Origin of the sequence: Martinezella lusitana (assembly GCF_014207095.1) — a bacterium.
GTDB classification, from domain to species: domain Bacteria; phylum Pseudomonadota; class Alphaproteobacteria; order Rhizobiales; family Rhizobiaceae; genus Rhizobium; species Rhizobium lusitanum_B.
Genome location: NZ_JACHBG010000007.1, coordinates 249,845 through 270,191, shown reverse-complemented (window position 1 = coordinate 270,191; position 20,347 = coordinate 249,845). Strand labels below are relative to the sequence as shown.

At 56.7% G+C, this 20,347-nt stretch carries 24 protein-coding genes; 13 read left to right on the top strand and 11 right to left on the bottom strand.

Annotation, left to right across the window (positions count from 1 at the left end; translation table 11 throughout):
* Window positions 1–74: 74 nt before the first annotated feature.
* Window positions 75–623 carry a hypothetical protein gene (locus tag GGD46_RS17420; RefSeq protein WP_184706081.1) on the bottom strand — a complete coding sequence of 183 codons (549 nt, stop codon included), beginning with the start codon at window positions 621–623 and terminating at the stop codon, window positions 75–77.
* A gap of 559 nt (window positions 624–1,182) precedes the next feature.
* Between GGD46_RS17420 and ctlX the strand changes: the two genes are divergently transcribed.
* The 7 genes from ctlX to GGD46_RS17385 all read left to right on the top strand — a co-directional run bounded on the left by ctlX (window position 1,183) and on the right by GGD46_RS17385 (window position 7,367).
* A complete protein-coding gene (ctlX, locus tag GGD46_RS17415) occupies window positions 1,183–2,145 on the top strand; it encodes a citrulline utilization hydrolase CtlX (protein ID WP_184706079.1) in 963 nt (320 codons plus the stop codon).
* Window positions 2,146–2,185: 40 nt separating this feature from the next.
* Entirely contained in the window at window positions 2,186–2,989 is an 804-nt protein-coding gene (locus GGD46_RS17410; RefSeq protein WP_184706077.1) for a dimethylarginine dimethylaminohydrolase family protein, read from the top strand.
* Window positions 2,990–3,018: 29 nt separating this feature from the next.
* The gene (locus GGD46_RS17405) at window positions 3,019–3,819 is read left to right on the top strand and encodes a transporter substrate-binding domain-containing protein (RefSeq protein ID WP_184706075.1); all 801 of its coding nucleotides are present in this window, start codon (window positions 3,019–3,021) and stop codon (window positions 3,817–3,819) included.
* Window positions 3,820–4,001: 182 nt separating this feature from the next.
* Window positions 4,002–4,715, top strand: coding sequence for an ABC transporter permease (locus tag GGD46_RS17400; protein WP_184706073.1), 714 nt, complete (start codon window positions 4,002–4,004; stop codon window positions 4,713–4,715).
* Window positions 4,715–5,416, top strand: a complete 702-nt coding sequence (locus tag GGD46_RS17395) for an ABC transporter permease (RefSeq protein ID WP_184706071.1) — start codon at window positions 4,715–4,717, stop codon at window positions 5,414–5,416. The genes GGD46_RS17400 and GGD46_RS17395 overlap by 1 nt, the downstream gene beginning before the upstream one ends.
* Before the next feature lie 26 nt (window positions 5,417–5,442).
* Entirely contained in the window at window positions 5,443–6,207 is a 765-nt protein-coding gene (locus GGD46_RS17390) for an ABC transporter ATP-binding protein (RefSeq protein ID WP_184706069.1), read from the top strand.
* An 8-nt stretch (window positions 6,208–6,215) separates the two neighbouring features.
* Window positions 6,216–7,367, top strand: coding sequence for a M20 aminoacylase family protein (locus tag GGD46_RS17385; protein WP_246806359.1), 1,152 nt, complete (start codon window positions 6,216–6,218; stop codon window positions 7,365–7,367).
* A 170-nt stretch (window positions 7,368–7,537) separates the two neighbouring features.
* On the opposite strand, the gene GGD46_RS17380 is transcribed toward GGD46_RS17385, so the two are convergent.
* Window positions 7,538–8,101: an invasion associated locus B family protein gene (locus tag GGD46_RS17380; protein WP_184706065.1), complete on the bottom strand. Its 564-nt coding sequence runs from the start codon at window positions 8,099–8,101 to the stop codon at window positions 7,538–7,540.
* Between the two features lie 239 nt (window positions 8,102–8,340).
* On the opposite strand from GGD46_RS17380, the gene GGD46_RS17375 reads away from it, so the two are divergent.
* Both GGD46_RS17375 and GGD46_RS17370 read left to right on the top strand, forming a co-directional pair.
* Entirely contained in the window at window positions 8,341–8,682 is a 342-nt protein-coding gene (locus tag GGD46_RS17375; RefSeq protein WP_184706063.1) for a hypothetical protein, read from the top strand.
* A 57-nt stretch (window positions 8,683–8,739) separates the two neighbouring features.
* Window positions 8,740–9,039 (top strand): hypothetical protein, encoded by a 300-nt coding sequence (locus tag GGD46_RS17370; protein WP_184706061.1) that lies wholly within the window; start codon window positions 8,740–8,742, stop codon window positions 9,037–9,039.
* A gap of 3 nt (window positions 9,040–9,042) precedes the next feature.
* On the opposite strand, the gene GGD46_RS17365 is transcribed toward GGD46_RS17370, so the two are convergent.
* From GGD46_RS17365 to GGD46_RS17345, 5 genes are all read right to left on the bottom strand, one after another.
* Window positions 9,043–9,939 (bottom strand): CsgG/HfaB family protein, encoded by an 897-nt coding sequence (locus tag GGD46_RS17365; RefSeq protein WP_246806358.1) that lies wholly within the window; start codon window positions 9,937–9,939, stop codon window positions 9,043–9,045.
* A gap of 143 nt (window positions 9,940–10,082) precedes the next feature.
* Entirely contained in the window at window positions 10,083–10,397 is a 315-nt protein-coding gene (locus GGD46_RS17360) for a curli assembly protein CsgF (protein WP_246806357.1), read from the bottom strand.
* A gap of 35 nt (window positions 10,398–10,432) precedes the next feature.
* Complete coding sequence (locus GGD46_RS17355; protein WP_184706057.1) at window positions 10,433–10,945, bottom strand: hypothetical protein; 513 nt, start codon at window positions 10,943–10,945, stop codon at window positions 10,433–10,435.
* A complete protein-coding gene (gene csgH / locus GGD46_RS17350; RefSeq protein ID WP_184706055.1) occupies window positions 10,942–11,370 on the bottom strand; it encodes a curli-like amyloid fiber formation chaperone CsgH in 429 nt (142 codons plus the stop codon). The genes GGD46_RS17355 and csgH overlap by 4 nt, the downstream gene beginning before the upstream one ends.
* A 28-nt stretch (window positions 11,371–11,398) precedes the next feature.
* On the bottom strand, window positions 11,399–12,430 hold the full coding sequence (locus GGD46_RS17345; RefSeq protein ID WP_184706053.1) for a hypothetical protein: 1,032 nt from the start codon (window positions 12,428–12,430) through the stop codon (window positions 11,399–11,401).
* A gap of 372 nt (window positions 12,431–12,802) precedes the next feature.
* On the opposite strand from GGD46_RS17345, the gene GGD46_RS17340 reads away from it, so the two are divergent.
* Genes GGD46_RS17340 through GGD46_RS17330 form a run of 3 tightly spaced genes read left to right on the top strand, consistent with a single transcriptional unit; the run spans window position 12,803 to window position 14,109 of the window.
* Entirely contained in the window at window positions 12,803–13,288 is a 486-nt protein-coding gene (locus GGD46_RS17340) for a hypothetical protein (protein WP_184706051.1), read from the top strand.
* Window positions 13,272–13,679 carry a helix-turn-helix domain-containing protein gene (locus GGD46_RS17335; RefSeq protein ID WP_184706049.1) on the top strand — a complete coding sequence of 136 codons (408 nt, stop codon included), beginning with the start codon at window positions 13,272–13,274 and terminating at the stop codon, window positions 13,677–13,679. The genes GGD46_RS17340 and GGD46_RS17335 overlap by 17 nt, the downstream gene beginning before the upstream one ends.
* Window positions 13,680–13,683: 4 nt before the next feature.
* Complete coding sequence (locus GGD46_RS17330) at window positions 13,684–14,109, top strand: DUF6941 family protein (protein ID WP_184706047.1); 426 nt, start codon at window positions 13,684–13,686, stop codon at window positions 14,107–14,109.
* Window positions 14,110–14,549: 440 nt separating this feature from the next.
* Here the strand turns inward: GGD46_RS17330 and GGD46_RS17325 are convergent, their stop codons facing one another.
* The 4 genes from GGD46_RS17325 to GGD46_RS17310 form a co-directional block, all read right to left on the bottom strand.
* Window positions 14,550–15,308 (bottom strand): response regulator transcription factor, encoded by a 759-nt coding sequence (locus GGD46_RS17325; protein WP_184706045.1) that lies wholly within the window; start codon window positions 15,306–15,308, stop codon window positions 14,550–14,552.
* A 258-nt stretch (window positions 15,309–15,566) separates the two neighbouring features.
* The gene (locus GGD46_RS17320; RefSeq protein WP_184706043.1) at window positions 15,567–16,238 is read right to left on the bottom strand and encodes a Crp/Fnr family transcriptional regulator; all 672 of its coding nucleotides are present in this window, start codon (window positions 16,236–16,238) and stop codon (window positions 15,567–15,569) included.
* A gap of 230 nt (window positions 16,239–16,468) precedes the next feature.
* A complete protein-coding gene (locus tag GGD46_RS17315; protein WP_184706041.1) occupies window positions 16,469–17,707 on the bottom strand; it encodes a polysaccharide pyruvyl transferase family protein in 1,239 nt (412 codons plus the stop codon).
* Window positions 17,704–19,128, bottom strand: a complete 1,425-nt coding sequence (locus tag GGD46_RS17310; RefSeq protein WP_246806356.1) for a hypothetical protein — start codon at window positions 19,126–19,128, stop codon at window positions 17,704–17,706. Before GGD46_RS17310 ends, GGD46_RS17315 begins: the two co-directional genes overlap by 4 nt.
* Window positions 19,129–19,279: 151 nt before the next feature.
* On the opposite strand from GGD46_RS17310, the gene GGD46_RS17305 reads away from it, so the two are divergent.
* A complete protein-coding gene (locus tag GGD46_RS17305; protein ID WP_246806355.1) occupies window positions 19,280–20,122 on the top strand; it encodes a glycoside hydrolase family 16 protein in 843 nt (280 codons plus the stop codon).
* Window positions 20,123–20,347: the final 225 nt, after the last annotated feature.

Below are 20,347 nucleotides of genomic sequence, written 5' to 3'. Positions count from 1 at the left end.
AAAGTTTCAAGACCGAAGCCTCTGTTTAGAAGCTTCGGTCTCTCAATAGGTCATTCACTCAAGACTGATCGACGCTAGTTCGTCGTCGTCTCGGCCTTCGCCTTGCGGCCTCTCTTCGGCTTTGCCTCGCCGTCGGCAGCAACCGCCGCAGCCTTCGCCGGGGCGGCTTTGGCAGCTACGGTCTTGGTAGCGACAGCTTTGGTAGCCGCTGGCTTTGCCGCCTTCGAAGCGGCGGCGCTGGCGCCGGCCTTGCCGGCATTCAGAAGTGCGGCGCGGCGCTGGCGGTTATTTTCAAGGGCCTGCTGAAAGCCGGTGTCGCTCTGTGCATGATGCGCGAGATCGTCGAGAAATTCGGCGACATCCTTGAGCGTTTCAACGACGACGTAGTTCAATCCCTTGCCGGCATTGACCGCATCACGACCAACGGTCACACCAAAGCCGCCGGGTACACGCTGAAACCAGGTCGAGCGCCACTTGCTGAAGCCATCGACATCGCGCTCATATTCTTCGAGATAGGCTTTTTGTTCCGCAATTCTGGCGCGGAAGGTGTCGATGACAGTTTTCGCTCCTGCTCTGGGTTTATCAGCCTTTTTGGAAGACCATTTTTCAAGAAAATCCGTCACTGTCTTAATTCTCCATAGAGCGGTTGGCCGGCTACTGCCGTCAATCGTCATCGTTAGCACGGCGCTTGGGGAACTGCTAAGGTGCTTTTTTGTGCTTGCATAATTTTTCGACGGATCACCGGGAAAAATCCACTCGTCTTGGCCGCAATCACCCAACGACACGCGCTGACCGCCATCGAGGGCCGGAGCCCTTTCGGCACGACTGTCGCGCGCATCCGCTCAAGCACAATGCTTCTTCCATTTGGCAGTGTCGAAACCCGTGATTCACCTTGTCGCGGCCATTGGTATAAATCTGCACAAACCGGCTGAGCAATGTGCCAGATTTCCTAGCAAATTTTCTACAGTTCTCAAATTTCAACTGACGCTATGGCTTCCTACGCTGCCTCATCAAACTTCCTTGTGGAACTGGAAACATGGTTCAATTTCTAGATGTTGGTGGTGTTGGAGCATCGATCTGCAACAGGACCAGGGGAAGAAACCGATACTGCAAGATCGGTGCGGTCTCTGCGGCCGGTCGCATCATTCAACATCTGTTCATAAGCGGAGCAATGCCTGAACAATGAGCAAACTTTCCGTCCAGGCCCCAAAATCCGTTGTGATGATCAGGCCTCATCACTTCACCCCGAATCCGATGACCGCCAAGGACAATTCGTTCCAGTCAAATGACGAGAAGCGTGCTGCAGCGGCAATCGCGGGCGCTGCATTCGGTGAGGTAACGCACATGGCGGAGGGCTTGGCTGCGGCGGGCGTCACCGTCCATGTCTTCGAAGACAAGACCGCCGCGACACCCGATTCCGTCTTTCCGAACAATTGGTTCTCGACTCATTCCGGTGGCCACGTCGCCATCTATCCGATGTATTCGGCGAGCCGCCAGTCCGAGCGGCGCAGTGATGTGATCGAGATGCTGAAGACGGACTATCGCGTCCAGGATGTCATCGACTATTCCGGCCTCGAAAAGGACCATGTCTATCTCGAGGGCACCGGCGCCATGGTGCTCGACCATATCGGCCGCGTGGCCTATGCCGTCCGCTCCAACCGCACCAATGAGGTCGCACTGGAACGCTTCTGCACGCATTTCAATTTCGAGCCGATGGTCTTCGACGCCGTCGACCGTAACGGCAAGGCGATCTATCACACGAACGTGCTGATGTGCATCGGGACCGACTTCGCACTTTTGGGATCTCAGATGATTCCGGATGTCGCGCGAAGGCGGGAGATCATCGCGCGCCTGGAAGAGACCGGCCGCAAAGTGATCGACCTTTCGATCGAGCAGATCGAGAACTTCGCCGGCAATGCCATCGAGCTGGACGGGCGGGACGGCAGGTTGGTTGTTTTGTCCGCAAGGGCTCACGCGGCTCTCGACATGACCCAGATCCAGGACATCGAACAATCGGCAAAATTGCTGCCATTCGATGTCTCGACCATCGAGCTTGCCGGCGGATCCGTCCGCTGCATGCTCGCCGGCATTCACCTGTCGCGCCGCGAACCGGCGGTCACACAATTGCTTTACGCAGCCGGTTGAGCCGGATAGAGAAGCCCGTACAAAAGTAAAGGTACCTGCAATGTCGCAAGCAAGATCAGTCTATCACTTCAATTCCGTCATCGTGCGCGAACCCTCGCGCTCCGTCGTCAACGGCCTTCGCGCCGACGATCGCGGCAATCCGACGTTCGAAGGCGTCAAGGCCGAGCACGATGCCTATATCGCCGCCATGCGCGACGCCGGCGTCGAAGTGACCGTTCTCCCAGCGCTCGAAGCCTTCCCGGATTCGATCTTCGTCGAAGACCCCGCGCTTGTGTTCACCGAAGGCGCGATCCTGCTGCGTCCAGGCGCAGTCAGCCGTGTCGGAGAGACGGCCGAAATTACGCCGACGCTGCGCGATATGTTCGAAACCGTACTCGATCTGCCGACCCCGGGCTTTGCCGATGGCGGCGACGTGCTGACGACGCCGAAGAGCGTCATGATCGGCCTTTCGGCGCGCACCGACAAGGTCGGAGCCGAGGCTCTTTCCGCCTGCATCGCAAAGCTCGGCCGCAAGGCGGAGATCGTCGCGACGCCGGAAGGCGTGCTGCATTTCAAGACCGATTGCTCGCTGCTCGATGACGAAAGCGTCCTGTCGACCGCCCGCCTCGCGCGCTCAGGCGTCTTCAAGGAGTTCAAGCAGATCATCATTCCGGAAGGCGAAGAGCCGGCCGCCAACGCTTTGCGCGTCAATGATGTCGTCATGGTCGGTTCCGACTTTCCGCGCACGATCGAGATGCTCGACAAGCTCGGCTACAAGGTCGTGCCGATGAAGACCACCGAGATCGGGAAGATCGATGCGGGCCTGTCCTGCATGTCGCTGCGCTGGTATCGCAACGGCCGATAAGCACACTCAAGAACAAACGGGAGAACAGAATGCACAGCTTCAAATCGAAAATCATCGCCGGTGTCGCACTGATACTGTCTGCTGGCTTTGCTCATGCCGAGGATACCATCCGCCTCGGCATGACGCCTGAACCCTATATGCCGTTCACGCAGGTCAATGCAGCCGGTGAATGGGAAGGTCTCGAAGCCGATCTTTCCCGCGCTGTCTGCGAGAAGATGAAGATCAAGTGCGACATCAAGCAGATGGCTTGGGACGGCCTTATTCCTTCGCTGAACGAAAAGAAGGTCGATTTCATTATCGGCGCTTTCTCGATCACCGATGATCGCCGCAAGGTTGTCGATTTCAGCACGCCCTACTATACCGAAGGCACGTCCTTCGTTGGCGCCAAGTCTGATACCACGAAGATCGCGACGGTCGATGCGCCGGATGGTTCGGGCAAGATCGTTGATCCATCAATCGTCTCCGGCAAGATCATTGGCGTTCAGACATCGAGCGTTCAGGCTGCCTATGTCGCGAAATATCTGAAGGGCGCTGAGGCGAAGAGCTACGACACCGCCGACAATTCCGTCGCCGACCTGGTTGCTGGCCGCGTCGACTATGTCCTGATCCCTGATCTCTACATTCAGACGTTCCTGAAGTCGCCGGCCGGCGCCGACTATGAGGTAAAGCTCGAAGTGCCGAAGAACACCACGCTCGGCGAAGGTGTTGCCTATGCCATTCGCAAGGACGATGCCAATACGCTCGGCAAGGTCAACGGCGCGCTTGCCGAACTCAACAAGGACGGCACGACGCAAAAGCTGGTCGATAAGTGGATCTTCGGCAAGAAGTAATCGCGTGACGCCGGGCGTGGCCTTGGCCACGCCCGGGGCGCCCTTTCCTGCTCCCCACGCGACATCGCTTCAGAAGCCTCATCGCAACCGCAACGAGCAGACGACGCCTGATCCCGCATATCGGCCCGTTGGGCCGTCCGGCTGATTGCCACAGGTAAAGCCGCATAGAGCAGGTAAAACGCATGGACACATATTGGCACTTGCTCGGCTGGGGGCCGGAGGGCTGGGGCGCGAATTTCGCCTGGGGTCTGCTGATGACCCTCCAGGTATCGATCGTTTCCTATATCGTCGCCGTGATCTTCGGCCTCCTGGGAGCTGCCGGCAAGCTTTCGCATCGTCGCTCGCTTCGCATTATCGCCGGGCTCTATACGACCGTCGTGCGCTCTCTGCCGGAGCTACTGGTCATCCTTCTCCTTTATTTTTCCGTCGCAAGCGGTGCGGAACGCTTCCTCAAATATGCCGGCCTTGTCGATGCCGGGTTCCAATTCAGCCCGTTCTGGGCGGCAATCATCGCGCTCGCCTTCGTCTCGGGCGCCTTCATGACCGAGGTGCTGAGGTCCGCCTATCTCGCGATCCCGACGGGCCAGCTTGAAGCTGCCGTATCGATCGGCATGCGGCAACGCAAGATCCTGACCCGCGTCGTTCTTCCGCAAATGATGCGCCATGCGGTGCCGGGCATGGGCAATCTCTGGCTTTCCATCACCAAGGAAAGCGCCATCATCTCCGTGCTCGGCTCGTTTAGCGAGTTGCTCTATACGGGCTATCGCGCAGCCGCCAGCACCAAGCAATATATTCTCTTCTATGGCCTGACGGCCCTGCTCTTCCTGCTCATCACGCTGGTTTCCGTCTTCATCATCAGCCGTATCGAAAACCACCTAAACCGGGGGCATCGCTGATGGAAACGATCACGAACGTCATCTCCTTTCTGCCTGCCCTGACCAAAGCGATGCCGCTGACGCTGCTGCTTACCGCAACGGCCGGCATATTTGGCCTCGTGATCGGTACGCTGACCGCGCTTGCCCGCCTCTCGAAATACAGATTGCTGGCATGGCCGGCCTTCGCCTTCACCTTTGCATTTCGCGGGACGCCGTTGCTGGTACAGATCTACCTGATCTATTACGGCCTTGGCCAGGTCCTGCCCGGCACCTGGGTTCGCCACAGTTTCCTCTGGCCCTATCTGCGCGACGGATTGTGGTACGCGATCGCCGCACTCAGTTTGAACCAGGCTTCGTACAATGCCGAGGTCATTCGTGGCGCGATCCAGGCGATCCCGCGCGGTCAGATCGAGGCGGCGCTTTCAGTCGGCATGAGGCGGTGGACCATCCTTCGCCGTGTCACGCTGCCACAGGCGTTCCGTCACTGCATGCCGGTCCTGACGAGCGATCTCATCATTCTTTTGAAGACGACCTCGCTTGCCTCGACGATCACCATTCTCGAAGTCATGGGCACGGCGCGGATGCTGCAGCGCCAGTCGCTGTTGATCTTCGAACCGCTGATCGCCGCCGGCATCATCTATTTTGCCGTGGTCTTCATCCTGACCCGGATCATGAACGTCGTCGAGTTCCGCATGACGCGTTATCGCGCCGCTCGGGCGTGAGCTCGAAAGCCTCGGGAGGAATTGAAATGGTCGAGACAGCACTTTCTGTGAAAGACATCCACAAGAGCTTCGGCGGTGTCGAAGTCTTGAAGGGTATCTCGTTCGAAGCGCGCAAGGGCGACGTGATCTCGCTGATCGGCAGCAGTGGCTCGGGCAAGAGCACGCTGCTTCGCTGCATCAACTATCTCGAAACGCCGGATAAGGGCGAAATCTCGGTCGCGGGTGAGGTTATCCGCACGGCTCCCTCGCGTGGCGGCAAGATGCATGCAGCCGATCCCCGGCAGCTCGAGCACATTCGCTCGCGCCTCGGCATGGTGTTCCAGAGTTTCAATCTCTGGTCCCACCGGACAATCCTCGAAAACATCATCGAAGGGCCGATCCATGTCCTCGGCACGTCACGCAGGCAAGCGATCGCGGAAGCGGAGGTGCTGATGGAAAAAGTCGGCATCACGCCGAAGCGCGATCAATATCCGGCGCAATTGTCCGGCGGACAGCAGCAACGTGCGGCAATCGCTCGTGCGCTTGCCATGAAACCGGAAGTGATGCTGTTCGACGAGCCGACCTCGGCACTCGATCCGGAGCTCGTCAACGAGGTGCTTCAAGTCATCAAGAAGCTCGCCGAAGAGGGACGCACCATGGTGATGGTCACGCACGAGATGGCGCTCGCCCGCGACATTTCGAGCGAAGTGATCTTCCTTCACAAGGGACTGGTCGAAGAACGCGGCGCTCCTGACAATGTCATGAAGAACCCGCAATCCGAGCGGCTGCGCCAATTTCTGCGGATGGGATGAGAACGACCATGAGCAATAGCAATTTCCAGAATTTCCTGCCGGAACTCGTTGAGATCAGGCATCATTTGCATCAAATACCGGAAATTGGCCTTTCCGAGTTCAAGACCTCCGATTTCATTGCCGCTCAGCTCGAAAAATGGGGCTTTGAGATCACGCGCGGCCTCGGCAAGACCGGCGTGGTCGCAACCCTTCGCGCCGGCAACAGCAATCGCGCCATCGGCTTTCGCGCCGATTTCGACGCGCTGCCGATGCAGGAGGAAACCAATCTTCCCTATGCCAGTCAGCATCCCGGCGCCATGCATGCCTGCGGCCACGACGGCCACACGAGCATGCTTCTTGGTGCGGCCTGGGCGCTGTCGCAGGACAAGGGCTTCTCCGGTACCGTGCATTTCATCTTTCAGCCCGCCGAGGAGAATTTCGGTGGCGGCAAGCTGATGATCGAAGATGGACTGTTTGAACGCTTTCCCTGCGATCAGGTCTTTGCCCTGCATAATTGGCCGGGCATCCCGACCGGCACCTTCACGACGCGGGCCGGGCCGATCGCGGCCTCGATCGACGTGGTGAGCGTGACCGTCAAGGGCAAGGGTGGACACGGTGCGCAGCCGGAACTGACCGTCGATCCGGTGGTCGTCGGCTCCAGCATCGTCATGGCGCTCCAGACGTTGGTGGCGCGCAATATCTCTCCTCACCAGCCGGCGGTCGTTACCGTCGGCGCCTTCCTGGCCGGTTCAGCCTCCAACATCATAGCCGACACGGCAGTACTCGAGATCAGCATGAGGGCGATGAACCCGAAGGTGCGCGAGGAGATCCGAAGGCGCGTCGAGGAGGTGACGACGCTACAAGCCAAGAGCTACGGCGCCGACATCGCGTTTGACTGGCAGGTGGGCTACCCGGCAACGATCAACGACCCACAAGCAGTTGAGGTCGCAAGGTCGACGATCATACGCCGTTTCGGCGAGGATGCTTTTACCGAACTCGACCTGCCCTTGATGGGCAGCGAGGATTTCTCGTTCCTGCTGGAAAAGGTTCCCGGTGCCTATGTGCTGATCGGCAATGGCGACAGCGCCGGCCTGCATACAACGACATATGATTTCAATGATGAGATTCTGGAGCAAGGAGCCATGTACTTCTACTACCTGGCGAAGGATCAACTGGCATAAGCAGGACGCGCTGCCGGCATCATTGACGGAGCTCTCGACAACTGCGGCATCCCGGCAGTCATCTGGTTTGCCGTCAGCCTGATCATCAGCACGGGAGACCATGCTTACCGTCCCGCGACCTCACGTTCGAGATTATTCTTGAGTGAGGTTGGCGGGCAATGTTGCAGGCATTATCCGTCCTTGGCCCGCATAGCCTGATAGGCGGCATTAAAACCGTCCAGGGACACAGGAAGCTCCGCGACGTTTCCCTGCATCATCCGAATAGAGACCTTTCCCGACTTTTCCTTCATCAGGACATCAAGCATTCCAGGCGGACAGATGCCCTCGACCAAGCATCCTTGCGTGGTACAACGCGACACCTTTGCGACCGTCGAATATTTGCTGCCAAAGCCGATCTTGACGCCCTCCTGAACGGCAAACCCTAGCGGAAGAGCCATTTGCATGCCGATCTTGTTGTCGGCGGAGCGTGCCATGCTGATCACCATGAATACCCGCTTTTGATCGGGTGACGCCAACCGGTACATGATCTGACATGGAGGCTTCATTGACGTATCTGTACTACATTGCAGCGTCCATGCCGCAAACTTCTGCTCAGTGACTTGCGATGTGGGCGGTACGGCTGCCGCTGGGCTTGTCGACGCGGGACCGGGCAAAGCGTCGTTGCCCGCCTGCCCCGCCTCGTTCGGGGGCTCGGCCTGCGGCTTGGCCACATCGCCGTCAGCGCTGAGCGCCAAGGACGCGAGCGCTTGCGAAAGCAGAATCGCAGCACAGAAAATTGCGAGTTGCTGAGATAAGCGCATACACTCCTCCCATTATTTTATTTGCACATTCACGATAAATGTACAATTATATCGAGTAGTGTTCCATATGGTTTTCCATTTACGCTCCGTATATTTCAAGTTTTCGGGAATACTCTAGGAATATTCTCTGTAAATAAAAGAAATACTTCAGACGCGCAAAGGAATATGCTCGGATGATGTTGACAATCATCGCAAACTACTCGCTCGTTACACTGCTCGCGGTGAGCAGCGGTGCGCTATTTGGCGAGAGCTATCTACAACAGGCGCCTCCTGAAAAAACCAATCCCGCATTCGTCGAGCAGCTACCGGAGACGTCTGTGGTGCCAGCAGCTCAACCGCCGACCCAGCACCGGAAACTCTCGCATAGACCAAAGACGACACCGACCGTCAGGTCGCAAACCGCGCTGGCAAACAGCATCTTTCCAAACGTCGGCAGCGGCGTTACCGAACGAGCGGCACCTGGCCCCGGCGACAATAGCCTGCCGACAGTCGGGCAAGGCACCGTAGGACACTGACCGCATTGCGGCACCGACCTCCAAGGCCTACCCTCATGATCGAGGAGCAACATCGAAATGAGACATGCTGATCAAACCATCATCGTCCTAGTCGCGCTGCTGGCCGGCACGCTTGCCGCGACAGAGGCATTGGCCGTCGATCAACAGGTTATCCGGCATTCCGGATTTTCCGAAACCCGCATTCCTCAGGTCAACGGCAACGTTCCCATCAGGAAGAACAGCAGTCTCGACAAGGCAACCGCCGCCAAGACCTTAGCCAAACAGAATTCAGGCGACAACGCGCAGAATGGAACCGTGAGCTGCGGGCCTGAGAACGCGCAATCCGATATCTGTCGAAAGATGATCCAACATCGCTAGCGCTCATAGGCTCTTCGGCTTGTCCATGATGACGGGTGGCCTTGACGTCGTCCCGATGGCAGGCTGGGTCGCCGCGCTGACCTGCTGGTGATCTTGCACCGGCGCAATCGGCCTTCCGTTGCTGTCGAGCTTATATGTCATGGCCCTTTGATGTTCCTCCAGATAGCGCATGAATGCCGCTCCAGCGGCGGCATCCTGGAACTCCCATAGCCCGTTCTTGACGCCTTCGAAGATCAGCGCATAGACAGCGAGCTGTATCCCCTCCTGGACCCCCAGGGTTGTCGGCGCATTTCGGGTAATGCCGCCTTCGATCTGGAGCAGCTGATCGACGCCGACGAAGCGGAATGCCGATCCCTGCAATTGCACGGAATAGACCGTTTTTGTCGTACTCACGGAGGCCAGAACGCGCCCTGTGCTGACGCTCACGGCTCGCAGCGATACCGTCACGATATCCTTGCGATACTGAGTGTTTCCGCCGATGCCGAGATAGTTGGCACCGATACCGCCCGTCGTTTCATTTGAATCATAACCAATGATGCCGCCATCGAGCAGTACGCCGGCAAAGCGGAGCGGCGGTATCCCGCCTGCCTTTGCACCATAGACCGCCACCCGCGTATTCTGGATGATCTGCCGCTCCTGCAGCAATGATTGCAGATCGGTTCGCTCCACCACGCTGAACCACTCGCCGTTTCCGGCCTTGGTCAGAACATCGGCCAGCATCTGGGCGCCGCCCTGGGTCAAGGCACGCGAAAATTCGGCGAAGTTCTCATTCGGCTTGTTCTGCCCGGTAAGATCGGGGAATGAGTAAACCGCAACATCAAGCCTCTGCTTGGGGCGCGGCAGACTTTCCAAGGCCACACCCGTCTTCGTGGCAGGCATCAGCGTTGCTGGAGTACTCATCGGATCGAGGCTGCTGCCTGCAGCAGCGCAGCCTCCCAGACCCAATCCGCACAGCACTGCTGCAACGGGAAAACCAACTCGCGACATGGCTCTACGATTAAATCGCCCCCATAGGAATTGAGAGGTTACGCAATCAATTCGATTTACGGATTGGCAGGCACCTGACCGCTTTGGATCACGATGACTGGAGACGATCCGCTCGAACTCGCCCCCTGATTTGCGTTTCCGAGATTGCTCAATGCACTATTGAGGCCGGAGAGGTCCGGCGTCTGCTGCTGGCCGGACTTGACACCGTCTCCCTGCGTCTGCGCCGTCGACAGCAGGAATGACCCATTTAGCGGATTGCCACCGAATGTTGGGTTGGTCGGCTGATAGACCAATTGTCCCGCGAATGCCGGCAAACCCGCAGCGGCGCTCAAGACGACCGCAACCATTGTCGCACGTAGGATCATAATCATTTCTCTCCCTGGTTCCTGGACGCAAGCACGCCCACTCAACGCTTGATAAGCAGCCCGCCACCTGGCAAACGCGCGATCAATACATTGATCGGCGCCGAACCTGCGGGCTGGAGAACACTTACGTTCATGCCAGCACCGTTCAGCAATACGACGTTCGATCTCAGATTATTTCCGGCTTGAAGCACGTTTATCTTGCCATAATTTCCGATGATGCCGGCAGTCGAGATATTTCCTGCTCCGCTCTGGAGATGATAGACGCTGTTGCGCATGCCAATTTCCAGCGTCTGCGCCAGATTGTTGCCATGCCTCGTGCCCCCGGTCTCCGGCAGGCCCGGGATCACCCCCGCCACATGGTTCGAAGTGTTGCGATATTGCTCCGTCTGCAACGGTGGCGTCCCACTGTTGAATGTCAACGTCGTCGTGACGTTGACCGGGATCTGAACGACATAAGCCGTTTCGGCTCGGCACTCGGCTGCCGTCTGGCAAGCCAAGGTGGCAAGCGCGATGCCGACACCCTGTGCAAGCCTCGAGTGATTTATGCGTTTCATTCCGGTAACCCACATTGTGATGCACCTCGATCGGTTTCGATCCTCAGTCTCGCATTCACGTCAGCCTTGTCCGCCACGTCGACCATCGCCACGGCAAGGATCAGATCCGAACCGGGCTCCAGATCGAAACTGCCCTGTTGAACGCTCTTGCTGGTGCCGCCGGATCCATGGGTGAGAAGAACCAGCCTATATGTTCCCGACGCCACCGTTTCCGATCGGGCAATCGCCTGCACCACAAGAAACCGTTCACTCCTGTTTGTCGCGATCAGACACTCTACCCCCGCCTGCGAGGCGGCGGGAACCGCGCACGAAAACATCATGGCCGAAAGGAAGAGAGATTTCGGAGTTCCAAGAGCCCATGAATGCCTGCAACCGGCGACCGCCTGTGCGGCGGACGCGATCCTTTGGAAGGAGGAGGCGGACATTTCCTTTCGCCTCCCTTCTCGCCTCTTTTTAGTGCTGGACCGTCACGGCGACGTTCCTGTAACCAAACTGTGCGGTCACCGACGTATTCGTCACAGAGCTCGAGCTGGTCTGAGAGGTCAGCGCATAGTTGCCGGTGCCGATCTGCACGGTTCCCTGAAGGTTTGAACCACCGAACTGGAGGCCACCACCCTGTGCGCCCGTCTGGGATGCAAGCGCCATGTTGCGATTGCCAGCCTGGACGATGAGGGAATCATTGGAGCCGAGCGGATTGGCGATCTGCGCCGTCAGCGCGGTATTACCGACGCCAAATTGGTCAGTACTCGCTTTATTCACGCCAAAGAACGACCGTTGGTTCGTTCCGGCGAAGTTGCGTCCGCCGGCCTGGAACGTGTCCTGTGAATTGTTGCCACCTTGCTGGCTGGCAAAGGATACGTTCTCCCAACCAAACTGCGTCGTGGAGGAGGCATTGCCGTTACCGCCGACGACGCCCCATTGAGACGTAGCAGCAAAATTGCCGGTGCCAACCTGCAGCGTCGTCTGGTCGTTCTTGCCGCCGTCCTGGCTGGCGACGGCACCGTTACCCCAACCGAACTGCATGATGTCCGATTTGTTGGAGCCATGGGATCCATCTGTCTGGGTCGTCGAGGCAAAATTCAACCCGCCCACCTGAAGGGTGTTTTGAGAATTGTCTCCTTTGGATTGATCCACGAATGCGGCATTGCCGAAACCGAATTGGCTCGTCGTAGAGTTGTTCTTGTCGCCATCACGCTGCCGGGTCGAAGCGAAGTTCAAGGTGCCGAACTGAAGCGTGCTCTGATTGTTGGTTTTCCCTTTCTGGTCGGCGCTCGCGAAGTTGCCGGTACCAAACTGCAGGATATCGGAGGTGTTGGACTTTGCCTTGTCTTGCTTGGTGGCTGCAAAGTTGCCGAAGCCATTCTGAAGGGTCAGCGCTTGATTGTTGCCACTGTTCTGCGTGACGAAAGCACTGTTGAATCCCCCTACCTGACCGATGAACGAGTCATTGTCAGCCGGCGGCGACGGGGGCGCTGCAAGCGCCAATGACGTGCTTGCCAGCAGAATGGCGAGAACTCCAATCGTCTTCATGTCGATCCTCCCTGTTCTCCAAGGCGGGGCAAGCGACCATTCGCCGCCCTCAAGCCCTCTAATAGGCCGCCTGGCGAGAACCGAACAAGAGAACCCTTCGTACTAGCACTGCCGTGCCGAGCCGGATCAAGTATCTGAAACCTACCTCAAAATGTGTAGGGGTTTAGATATTTATTGTCGCAAGACAGATACTATACTCATCATTGATTAGGCGTACTAAGCCATCAGGAAGGTAGATAAGTGCAATCCAAATGTGCAGCAATTCAATTCACCGTCAGGCAACTGAAGTGAAAGGCTTGCCACATGATAATGGATTAGTTGACAGTCATGACGACGTTTGACAGTCTGATAGCATCAGAAGCAATCGTTAAGGTTGAGATTCAGCTTGGTCGAAAGCAGTTGCCCAAGAGGCTGCTTTTTGCCACCCCGGATTTTATCAATTGGCTAAGCGAACGTGTAAGCAAGGATGAACCCTCATCGCTCGGCGCGGTGCTTAGACCGGTCGAACAGCTGGATTTTCTCTTCTACACATTTGTCTCGGGCAAGCCGCTCATTCATTCAAGACAGTTCAGAGCAATTCGGCTCGAACGAAATGCGGTTTGGGAACTGAAGACCGTGGATTTCCGCATATTCGGCTGGTTTCCCATGCGCAATTGCTTTGTCGCTGTCTTCGGAGACTGGGCCGATCACGTGAAGGATCATGATCTTTACCGCGGTTATCGGCTCGAGGTGCGCAGATTGCGCCGTGAGCTGGGCGTAGGAGATGCATTGTGCGTAGAGGGGGCAAATCCGGAAGATGTCATTTCGGTTTGAGATAGGCGCGCGTGCGCGTGCGGCTAGCCGCTTTGTTGCAAATGTTCGCGGCGATTTCATCGCCGCCATCATTGCAAGGAAGTCCGAAAAGGGCATCACACAGCAGCAGCTTGCGGAATTGGTCGGCGTCAGCCGAAGGGACCTGAACAGTTATCTCTGCGGACAGCGCGAGCTTCCGCTTCGCTCGATTGCAGACCTCGCCTGGGCTCTCGATAAGGAGATCCATATCGAGCTTTGTGACCTTGCGGGATCGTCGGATGGAAGTTGCGCCTCGGAACCCGAGACGCGGGCCGCCCTCCATCCAGTTTGCTCCGGTGGGGTCGCCACCTGGAGTTCTTCGCGCGCGATCCGCACGATTGTGGTTCACGCCAACACTGATCGGGATGAGTGAAGACATGCGCTACGGATATTGTATCTTTTGCGACGATGTTCGCACCGAAATCGGGGAGAAGCTGAGTTTCATCGGCGTTTACAGTGGTGTCCTGATGTTGCCGGAGTTTCCGTTCTCCCTGCCCAAATTCTGCGTGCATGTGAACTTGATCACCTCCGCGACAGAACCGTACCGGTCCATCATCCTGCGATGCGTCGCACCTGGCGATCGACAGCCAATTCTGGAAGAACGATTGGATGCGGCCCAACTCGATGAGCAAAAGGATCTTTCCGCTGGGATGGAAGCGAACGACATTCCGATCAATCTCGTCATCGGCGCCAGCCTTATCTTCTCGCCGCTCAGATTCCGCCAGCCCGGCCTATTGACGGTCGGCGCGATAATCGACGACAAGCCGGCGGAAATCGCCTCTCTGCGCGTAGCGCAGCGCTGAGGCCGACCTTGACCACTGAGGGCCTATCTGCGGCCCGTTGGCCGCCTCCCAATTGCGCCGGTAGATTGAAGGCTTGAGGAAGTTTGGCAATTGGCATGCCAGACTGCAAGCCGTCTCGACGCGGGTAACTCTCACGTATCTCTAGGAAATGCGCGCAGCCCCTCTTGAGGCCCAACGCGTAGGAAATCCATGAGATGGATTCTTAATTGCGGCTCCGGGATTTGCAGGCTTTTGACGGCATCGTCGAAAATGCCCCGTCCCTGCGCTTTTTCTGCCCGACGGCCGGTGGCATGTCAGCCACCGACACCTGCCCATCAGTCGAAGATCATGCAAGCAGATTGACCTTGCAGATACCCGCCTGTCCCAACGCCTGCTGCGCCAGGGCTCAGATACGGCCTCCACGACTGTCAATTCGGCAGTCGTGATCTCCAACTACAAGACTAGCGGACGAGTTCGCGGATCTTATAGGCGACTTCGGTCCTGTTGGTCGCATTCAGCTTCTTCATGATATTGCGAATGTGAACTTTGACCGTGCTCTCGCAAAGATCCATCTCATAGGCGATGATCTTGTTCGCCTTGCCTCGCCTCAGGGCTTCTGCAACAACCACTTCGCGCGGTGTAAATAAACTGTCAAGGCAGCCGTTGCGGCTAGCCACGGGAGTAATCGCCTCCTTGGCAGCCAGCAGGCTGCTTGCCGGGACGAAGACACCGCCCGCCCGCGCCAATGCCACAGCTTCCGCAGCAACCTTGATACCGACGCTGGTTGGGATGTAACCACGCGCGCCGCATTCAAGCGCATGCAAGAGCTGGGCAAGCTCGTCACCATCAGCACCAACGATAACGGGGCTCGTCTGAAATCTTTCCACCAATGCGCATATCTTGGCGCTGACATCGGTATCGGACACTTTGCGACCGCCGATCATGAAAAGAACTGCAGAGGGTAATACTTGCATATTGCGCGATTGCCACTCGTCCAAGGAGCCGACGGTGACAATGTGCATTGCGCTGTCGCATTCGGTCAGGCTCTTGGACAGGCATTCACGGTCTAATGCCCTGGAATCGATGAGGAGAATATAGTCTTCCCACTCGTCGATACCGGCTGTGCTGAACGGCCGCAAACTATCCGATGCCCGAACAGAAATGATACGCGCGCTTCCATCCGACGTGAATTTCTCACTTGTTATTGATTGCCCATGCATGGCCGTTACCCCTAATTATTAAAACGCACATTGTACTTCCGGAAGATATTCTAGTATTCGTTCGATAGGCAGAGCATAGCCGGCGCATTGATCCAAGCTCATTTTGTTTTCGCATGTCATCCCCCTCATTTTTTGATTTATCTTAGCTAGTAATTGCGTATTTTGCTTCCTTGCGCATTAACATATGTTAATGCTTAAGTGAAATATTAAATAATATGATGCTTATCTGTTCGCTTAAAGAGAGATTTTTATACGATGTCAAATAATAGTTGTATCGAAACAGGTCTCGTCGAAGTCAACAAGATCAGCTAGACGCGCACGATCAAGAAAAACAACTATACCGTTACGGAACAGCAAGAGGTGGGCTTCGCGCATATCTCTCAGAACGCGATTTATATGTACAGTTGATAGGCCGACGGCATCACCAATATCTGCCTGCGTCAAAGGACAATCGAAATACTCGCAATTGTCGTAGTCGCGAGATGTGCCAACACGTGTTCCGAGCTCAAGCAGCATATGCCCGGTTCTCTCGAGTGCATCGCGCCGACCCATATTCGCAAGCCGCTCGGACATGCGGGCGTGATGTCGCATCAACTCACCAATGACGATGCGATAGAAAAATGTAGGCGCCTCGATCTTGGGAAGTGAGGTGAAATCCGGAAAAGCCACGACCGTCACATTGGTGACGGCTCGTACGGTCTCGCGCGACAGCGCCGTCAACGTCGTCGAAATCATACCACCGTGCAGCACAAATTCCGTCACGAAGCGTGTGCCGTTCGGCAGCATCTTGCTGCAGGCAGCCCATCCCTTCAGGACAAACAGAAGACGCGGCGCCTCATCGTCATATCCGCAGATCGCACTTCCGGCTGTAAAGGTCCGCGTTACACCACCCAGATTGCGAATATGTTCAATTGGAATCTGCGCTGCCATGCTATCATCCCCGTGGACGAGAAGCATTTCTCGAATACACCTCTGAGCATTCGAAAACATAGTAAGCCCAAACTCCTAAATAGCATAGAAATTACGGGAAGTCTTTAATTCGAAATCACATTTTATTCTTATCTATTTTTACTTAAACGAAATGCAATTTCGTCATGCCGTTGCGCATACTCAAATAAAACTTCAAAGTATCTAGACGAAATATACTCTGAACTGAGAAGTTATTCGCCATGCATCGGGCATGGCTCAGGCGCGCTGGATTGATCGCATTCCAACAGATGGCGACGCATGTTCGAAATTCCCGCGCGGGTCTCCGCTATGGCAATCTGATGCCGAAGTGGCTCAATTCCATCCCGTTCTGCTGCCCTGACCAGGGACGCAACGAAGAGCGGTGAGGATGTGGCGTCCTTTACCAGGTAGTCTTCGCGCCCCACGGAATTGAAAAAGCCTTCGACCTTCTTATCCCAGCCGAGGCCGACATGCGGGATCTTCAGCGCATAGGCTGCAATACAGGCATGCAGCCGATGTGCCAGGATCACATCGACCGAACGAATTGTCTCAATGAGATCACCGGGAGTTTTCGGACGCTCAGCAATATCGAACGCATCGCTATCGGTCGCCCTATGCTTGACGACCGAGCTGCGAATACACTCCGCAAATCTCTGATCCTCCCTCGCGCCATTGCAAAACAACACCACGCGCAGCCCATCATCCAGGAGCAGGCCGATCAGATCCCTGTAGACCCCGATATTGGAGAACGGGATTGCTGCGAGTGCCGATGTACTATGCCTGCGCAGTATGATCGGATCGGTTACACATAGGCCGACGGTCAATCGGCGCTCTGTCGATTGGCAAGGTCGCTGCGCCATCGTGAGGGATCCAATCAAAAGTCCGGGATCCCGGACAATTTTTGCTCTCGGCCCCTCCGGAAAGTGCTCGTGCCAATTGTCCTGGGCAAATCCATCGCGCACGGAAAGATGTACAAGCCGTGCCCGTTTCACCCGGGAGAAGAGCTCATATGCCGAGCTCGACCAGTGCTTGCTGACGCCGACCGCATAAATGGCGAGCGGCCGATCCTGCTGGCAAACACAGTCAAGGACAGTGCCGATTTTCAATGGAAAATTAAGGTCATCATCTTGAAACAAGTTGCCGCCGCCGATCACCACGACGTCGGCATTGGCGATCTTCTCGTCCCAGCTGGCAACAAGTCGACGTAGGTTGCGCTTTAAGCCCAGGCTGACCAGCCGGCGTCGTGCCGCAGCGGGCATCCAGCGCAGCAATCCAAGTATCAGGCGCCGCCGCGCACCATGCCCCCGAGCGAAGGCCTGGCGTCCGGCAAGGTCAACGGTCTCCACCTCCACCTCGCCCCCACCATTCGCTAGGGCGGTTTCGATGCATTCCGCCAGCATTCCGTCGCCGAGATTTTCGCTATATTTGACATTGAAGACGAGGATTTTCATCTCAGCTCCCCAATCGTCCCAAAGCGTGGCGCATAGCCCGTTCGGACCGAATGTTTGACAGGACTGAGAGCGGAGATGCTACCCGCCAGAATATAAAACATCAGCCCAAGATCATACACCGTGCCGGAGGTTGCCGCCGAGATGAGAACCGTAATGAGGCCGGCCTTGGCCGCACGTACGACCGCGCGGGCCTGCCTTGAGGACGAAGGCCCTGGCCGAGTATCCACCATCAGCAGCCGGGCGACGAATAAGGCGAAGAGCAGCGTGCCGAAGATGCCGATATTGGACAATAGTACAAGGCCGAAACTGGAGGCGCGCGCACTGCCCAGGCCGGCGCCGAAGCCGTTGGTATCCAAGAACGCCTGATAGGCCATCGCATTCCACATGAAGCGCTCTCGCCCGGATTGGCTGTCTGCCTTGGAGAACAGCATCTCGTCCAGAAATTCGCTGAGATTGTGCACGAGGTCTGGCATGACGATCAGAACAAAGAAGATGGCAAGCGGCATGCCTGCCAATATGGATAGGATCAGGACAGGCCGGCCCGTCCCAGGCTCTTGTCGTCCAGCCTGGAATGACTGAAGGCACAGGATCGGCAAGATGACGGCGAGCCCGACAAGTGCCGTCGCCGACGTCGAAAGGACAAGCGCCACCAGAAGCAAGCCGGAGACAAGGCCCGTCGTGTTCGAGCGAATGCCTCCAAGCCAGAGGCTCGCAACAACAGCAAAGAGGACAAGGGTGAAATCGGCAAATGCCGAAGCCTCCGGGAAGGTGCCGGAAATGCGCTTCAGCCCCCCTTTCTCAGCATTGGTCAGAAGCGCATAATTTGCCGTTCTCACGAAGCTGAGCAGAAAATCCGTGTGCGTGAAGTAAGTCACGATATCGGCGAGCGCAAAGCTGAGGTTGACGCCCGCAACAATCAGTATGCCGTTGACGAAGATTGCGGGAACGCTGTTTCGTCGGAAAAATGCGAAGGTGGCAATGAAGCAAATAAGGCCACCAAGGGCATAGACCGACTGGGTGATGTTGTTCGAGGACGCCTGCAACGGTACCAGCGCTATGAGGCTGCGCGCGCCGATCAAGCGCTGCACTGTCATCGTCTGCGTCATGCCTTGGAACATCCGCGGAAAGAAAACTGCCGTGAACAGTCCAAAGGCCGTCAGGAGCAGAAGGAAGAACCCCGGGCGCCAGGGTACAAGCGCGGTGAGAAACGGTCCCTCGCCGTAGGCCGCAAACAGCCGTATAGCGAAGAACAGCAGAAACAGGCTCGGTACAAGCACGGACGCCCCGCCGAGACCGGGAAGGCTGAAGGCCGCGGCGGCGCCAAACACCGTCGACAGGGCCATTACGATGAATGACCATCGAACCGGCGCAGCCAATATCGCCACACCGACGATCAGTGTTATTAGTCCCATGGCATTCATGTGACATAGTCCAGCCGCTTTGCCTCATTGTTGCCGCAAACTAACACGGCGCATGTGTGGTTGTATTTCCGCCATTCCTAAGCCTTTTGGTGGACGCATCGGCCGAAATACGTTGTATACCATGGGCAATGGGGGGCTCATGCTAATATGCATGGATCGTCTATCGCCAGTTGATCGTGTTCTAGGTATGGCCAATCGGCGCGCTTTCCTTCGCGCTTCGGTTGCCACTGCCTTGATTGCTATTTGCGACACCCGGGTCACCTACGCTGGTGATACCGGCGATGCACTTGATGTCAGCTCGATGAAAGTGACGTTCGAGGATCCATTCGACACGTTGAGCGTTTCGGCCTGGGGACCAGGTACGCGCTGGATCTCCCATACGCCTTGGAATGGAGACTTCGGCGGCGCTCGTTTCTCGGATCCGGATGGCGAGTTCCCCTTTGCAGTACAGGACGGGATGTTGCGGATTACCGCTGCGCGCGACAGCAAGGGTCTGTGGCGCTCCGGCCTTATTGCATCGGTCGATCACGATGGGAATGGTTTTGCTCAACAATATGGCTATTTCGAAATGCGCGCGCGGTTACCAGATGGCCCCGGTGTCTGGCCCGCATTCTGGTTGATCGGTAAGGACCGATCGAAAGCAACAGCCGAGATCGATGTCATCGAATATTATGGCGATAAGCCCGGTGCCTATTCCTCGACCGTGCATGTCTGGCATAAGGACGGTCGACACGATTCAGCCTATTCCCGTATCAATGCATTTGCGAATGCAACCCCTTCCGACTTGCACACCTATGGCGTGAAGATCGATTCTGATTTCATGCGCATGTATTTCGATGGAAATCTTGTCTGGAAGACAAAGACATTACCGGAACATCGCCAGCCTATGTATCTTCTCGTCGACCTGGGCATTGTCGACGGCATAACGAAGATGGCTGCAGCCGATCCCTCCTTCATGTTCGTGGACTATGTGCGAGCATACCAGTTCATGTAGGCTCGCAGCCACCGGCATCCAATTCACTCATCACAGCATAATTATCGTTCCAGTGTGATGCCGCACGCCCTTGCCGGCGGCAGATCTCGGGGCACTGGGCGTAATGCTTTCGGTCGGCTTGCCTTGGCTCTGCCGAGCCTTTCCGACCAAAGGGCTACGCTCCACCATGACTTACGACTTTCGGTGGTGAGATCGATCATCCCAATGATCATCTAGTGCTTTTGC

What these genes read in the sequence shown, in the direction of transcription:
- GGD46_RS17355 (WP_184706057.1), bottom strand. Translation starts at nt 10,945, where the DNA reads ATGAAACGCATAAATCACTCGAGGCTTGCACAGGGTGTCGGCATCGCG.
- GGD46_RS17360 (WP_246806357.1), bottom strand. Translation starts at nt 10,397, where the DNA reads ATGATTATGATCCTACGTGCGACAATGGTTGCGGTCGTCTTGAGCGCC.
- GGD46_RS17400 (WP_184706073.1), top strand. Translation starts at nt 4,002, where the DNA reads ATGGACACATATTGGCACTTGCTCGGCTGGGGGCCGGAGGGCTGGGGC.
- GGD46_RS17315 (WP_184706041.1), bottom strand. Translation starts at nt 17,707, where the DNA reads ATGAAAATCCTCGTCTTCAATGTCAAATATAGCGAAAATCTCGGCGAC.
- GGD46_RS17340 (WP_184706051.1), top strand. Translation starts at nt 12,803, where the DNA reads ATGACGACGTTTGACAGTCTGATAGCATCAGAAGCAATCGTTAAGGTT.
- GGD46_RS17320 (WP_184706043.1), bottom strand. Translation starts at nt 16,238, where the DNA reads ATGGCAGCGCAGATTCCAATTGAACATATTCGCAATCTGGGTGGTGTA.
- GGD46_RS17365 (WP_246806358.1), bottom strand. Translation starts at nt 9,939, where the DNA reads ATGAGTACTCCAGCAACGCTGATGCCTGCCACGAAGACGGGTGTGGCC.
- ctlX (WP_184706079.1), top strand. Translation starts at nt 1,183, where the DNA reads ATGAGCAAACTTTCCGTCCAGGCCCCAAAATCCGTTGTGATGATCAGG.
- GGD46_RS17325 (WP_184706045.1), bottom strand. Translation starts at nt 15,308, where the DNA reads ATGCATGGGCAATCAATAACAAGTGAGAAATTCACGTCGGATGGAAGC.
- GGD46_RS17405 (WP_184706075.1), top strand. Translation starts at nt 3,019, where the DNA reads ATGCACAGCTTCAAATCGAAAATCATCGCCGGTGTCGCACTGATACTG.
- csgH (WP_184706055.1), bottom strand. Translation starts at nt 11,370, where the DNA reads ATGTCCGCCTCCTCCTTCCAAAGGATCGCGTCCGCCGCACAGGCGGTC.
- GGD46_RS17375 (WP_184706063.1), top strand. Translation starts at nt 8,341, where the DNA reads ATGATGTTGACAATCATCGCAAACTACTCGCTCGTTACACTGCTCGCG.
- GGD46_RS17305 (WP_246806355.1), top strand. Translation starts at nt 19,280, where the DNA reads ATGGATCGTCTATCGCCAGTTGATCGTGTTCTAGGTATGGCCAATCGG.
- GGD46_RS17335 (WP_184706049.1), top strand. Translation starts at nt 13,272, where the DNA reads ATGTCATTTCGGTTTGAGATAGGCGCGCGTGCGCGTGCGGCTAGCCGC.
- GGD46_RS17310 (WP_246806356.1), bottom strand. Translation starts at nt 19,128, where the DNA reads ATGAATGCCATGGGACTAATAACACTGATCGTCGGTGTGGCGATATTG.
- GGD46_RS17330 (WP_184706047.1), top strand. Translation starts at nt 13,684, where the DNA reads ATGCGCTACGGATATTGTATCTTTTGCGACGATGTTCGCACCGAAATC.
- GGD46_RS17390 (WP_184706069.1), top strand. Translation starts at nt 5,443, where the DNA reads ATGGTCGAGACAGCACTTTCTGTGAAAGACATCCACAAGAGCTTCGGC.
- GGD46_RS17395 (WP_184706071.1), top strand. Translation starts at nt 4,715, where the DNA reads ATGGAAACGATCACGAACGTCATCTCCTTTCTGCCTGCCCTGACCAAA.
- GGD46_RS17370 (WP_184706061.1), top strand. Translation starts at nt 8,740, where the DNA reads ATGAGACATGCTGATCAAACCATCATCGTCCTAGTCGCGCTGCTGGCC.
- GGD46_RS17410 (WP_184706077.1), top strand. Translation starts at nt 2,186, where the DNA reads ATGTCGCAAGCAAGATCAGTCTATCACTTCAATTCCGTCATCGTGCGC.
- GGD46_RS17385 (WP_246806359.1), top strand. Translation starts at nt 6,216, where the DNA reads ATGAGCAATAGCAATTTCCAGAATTTCCTGCCGGAACTCGTTGAGATC.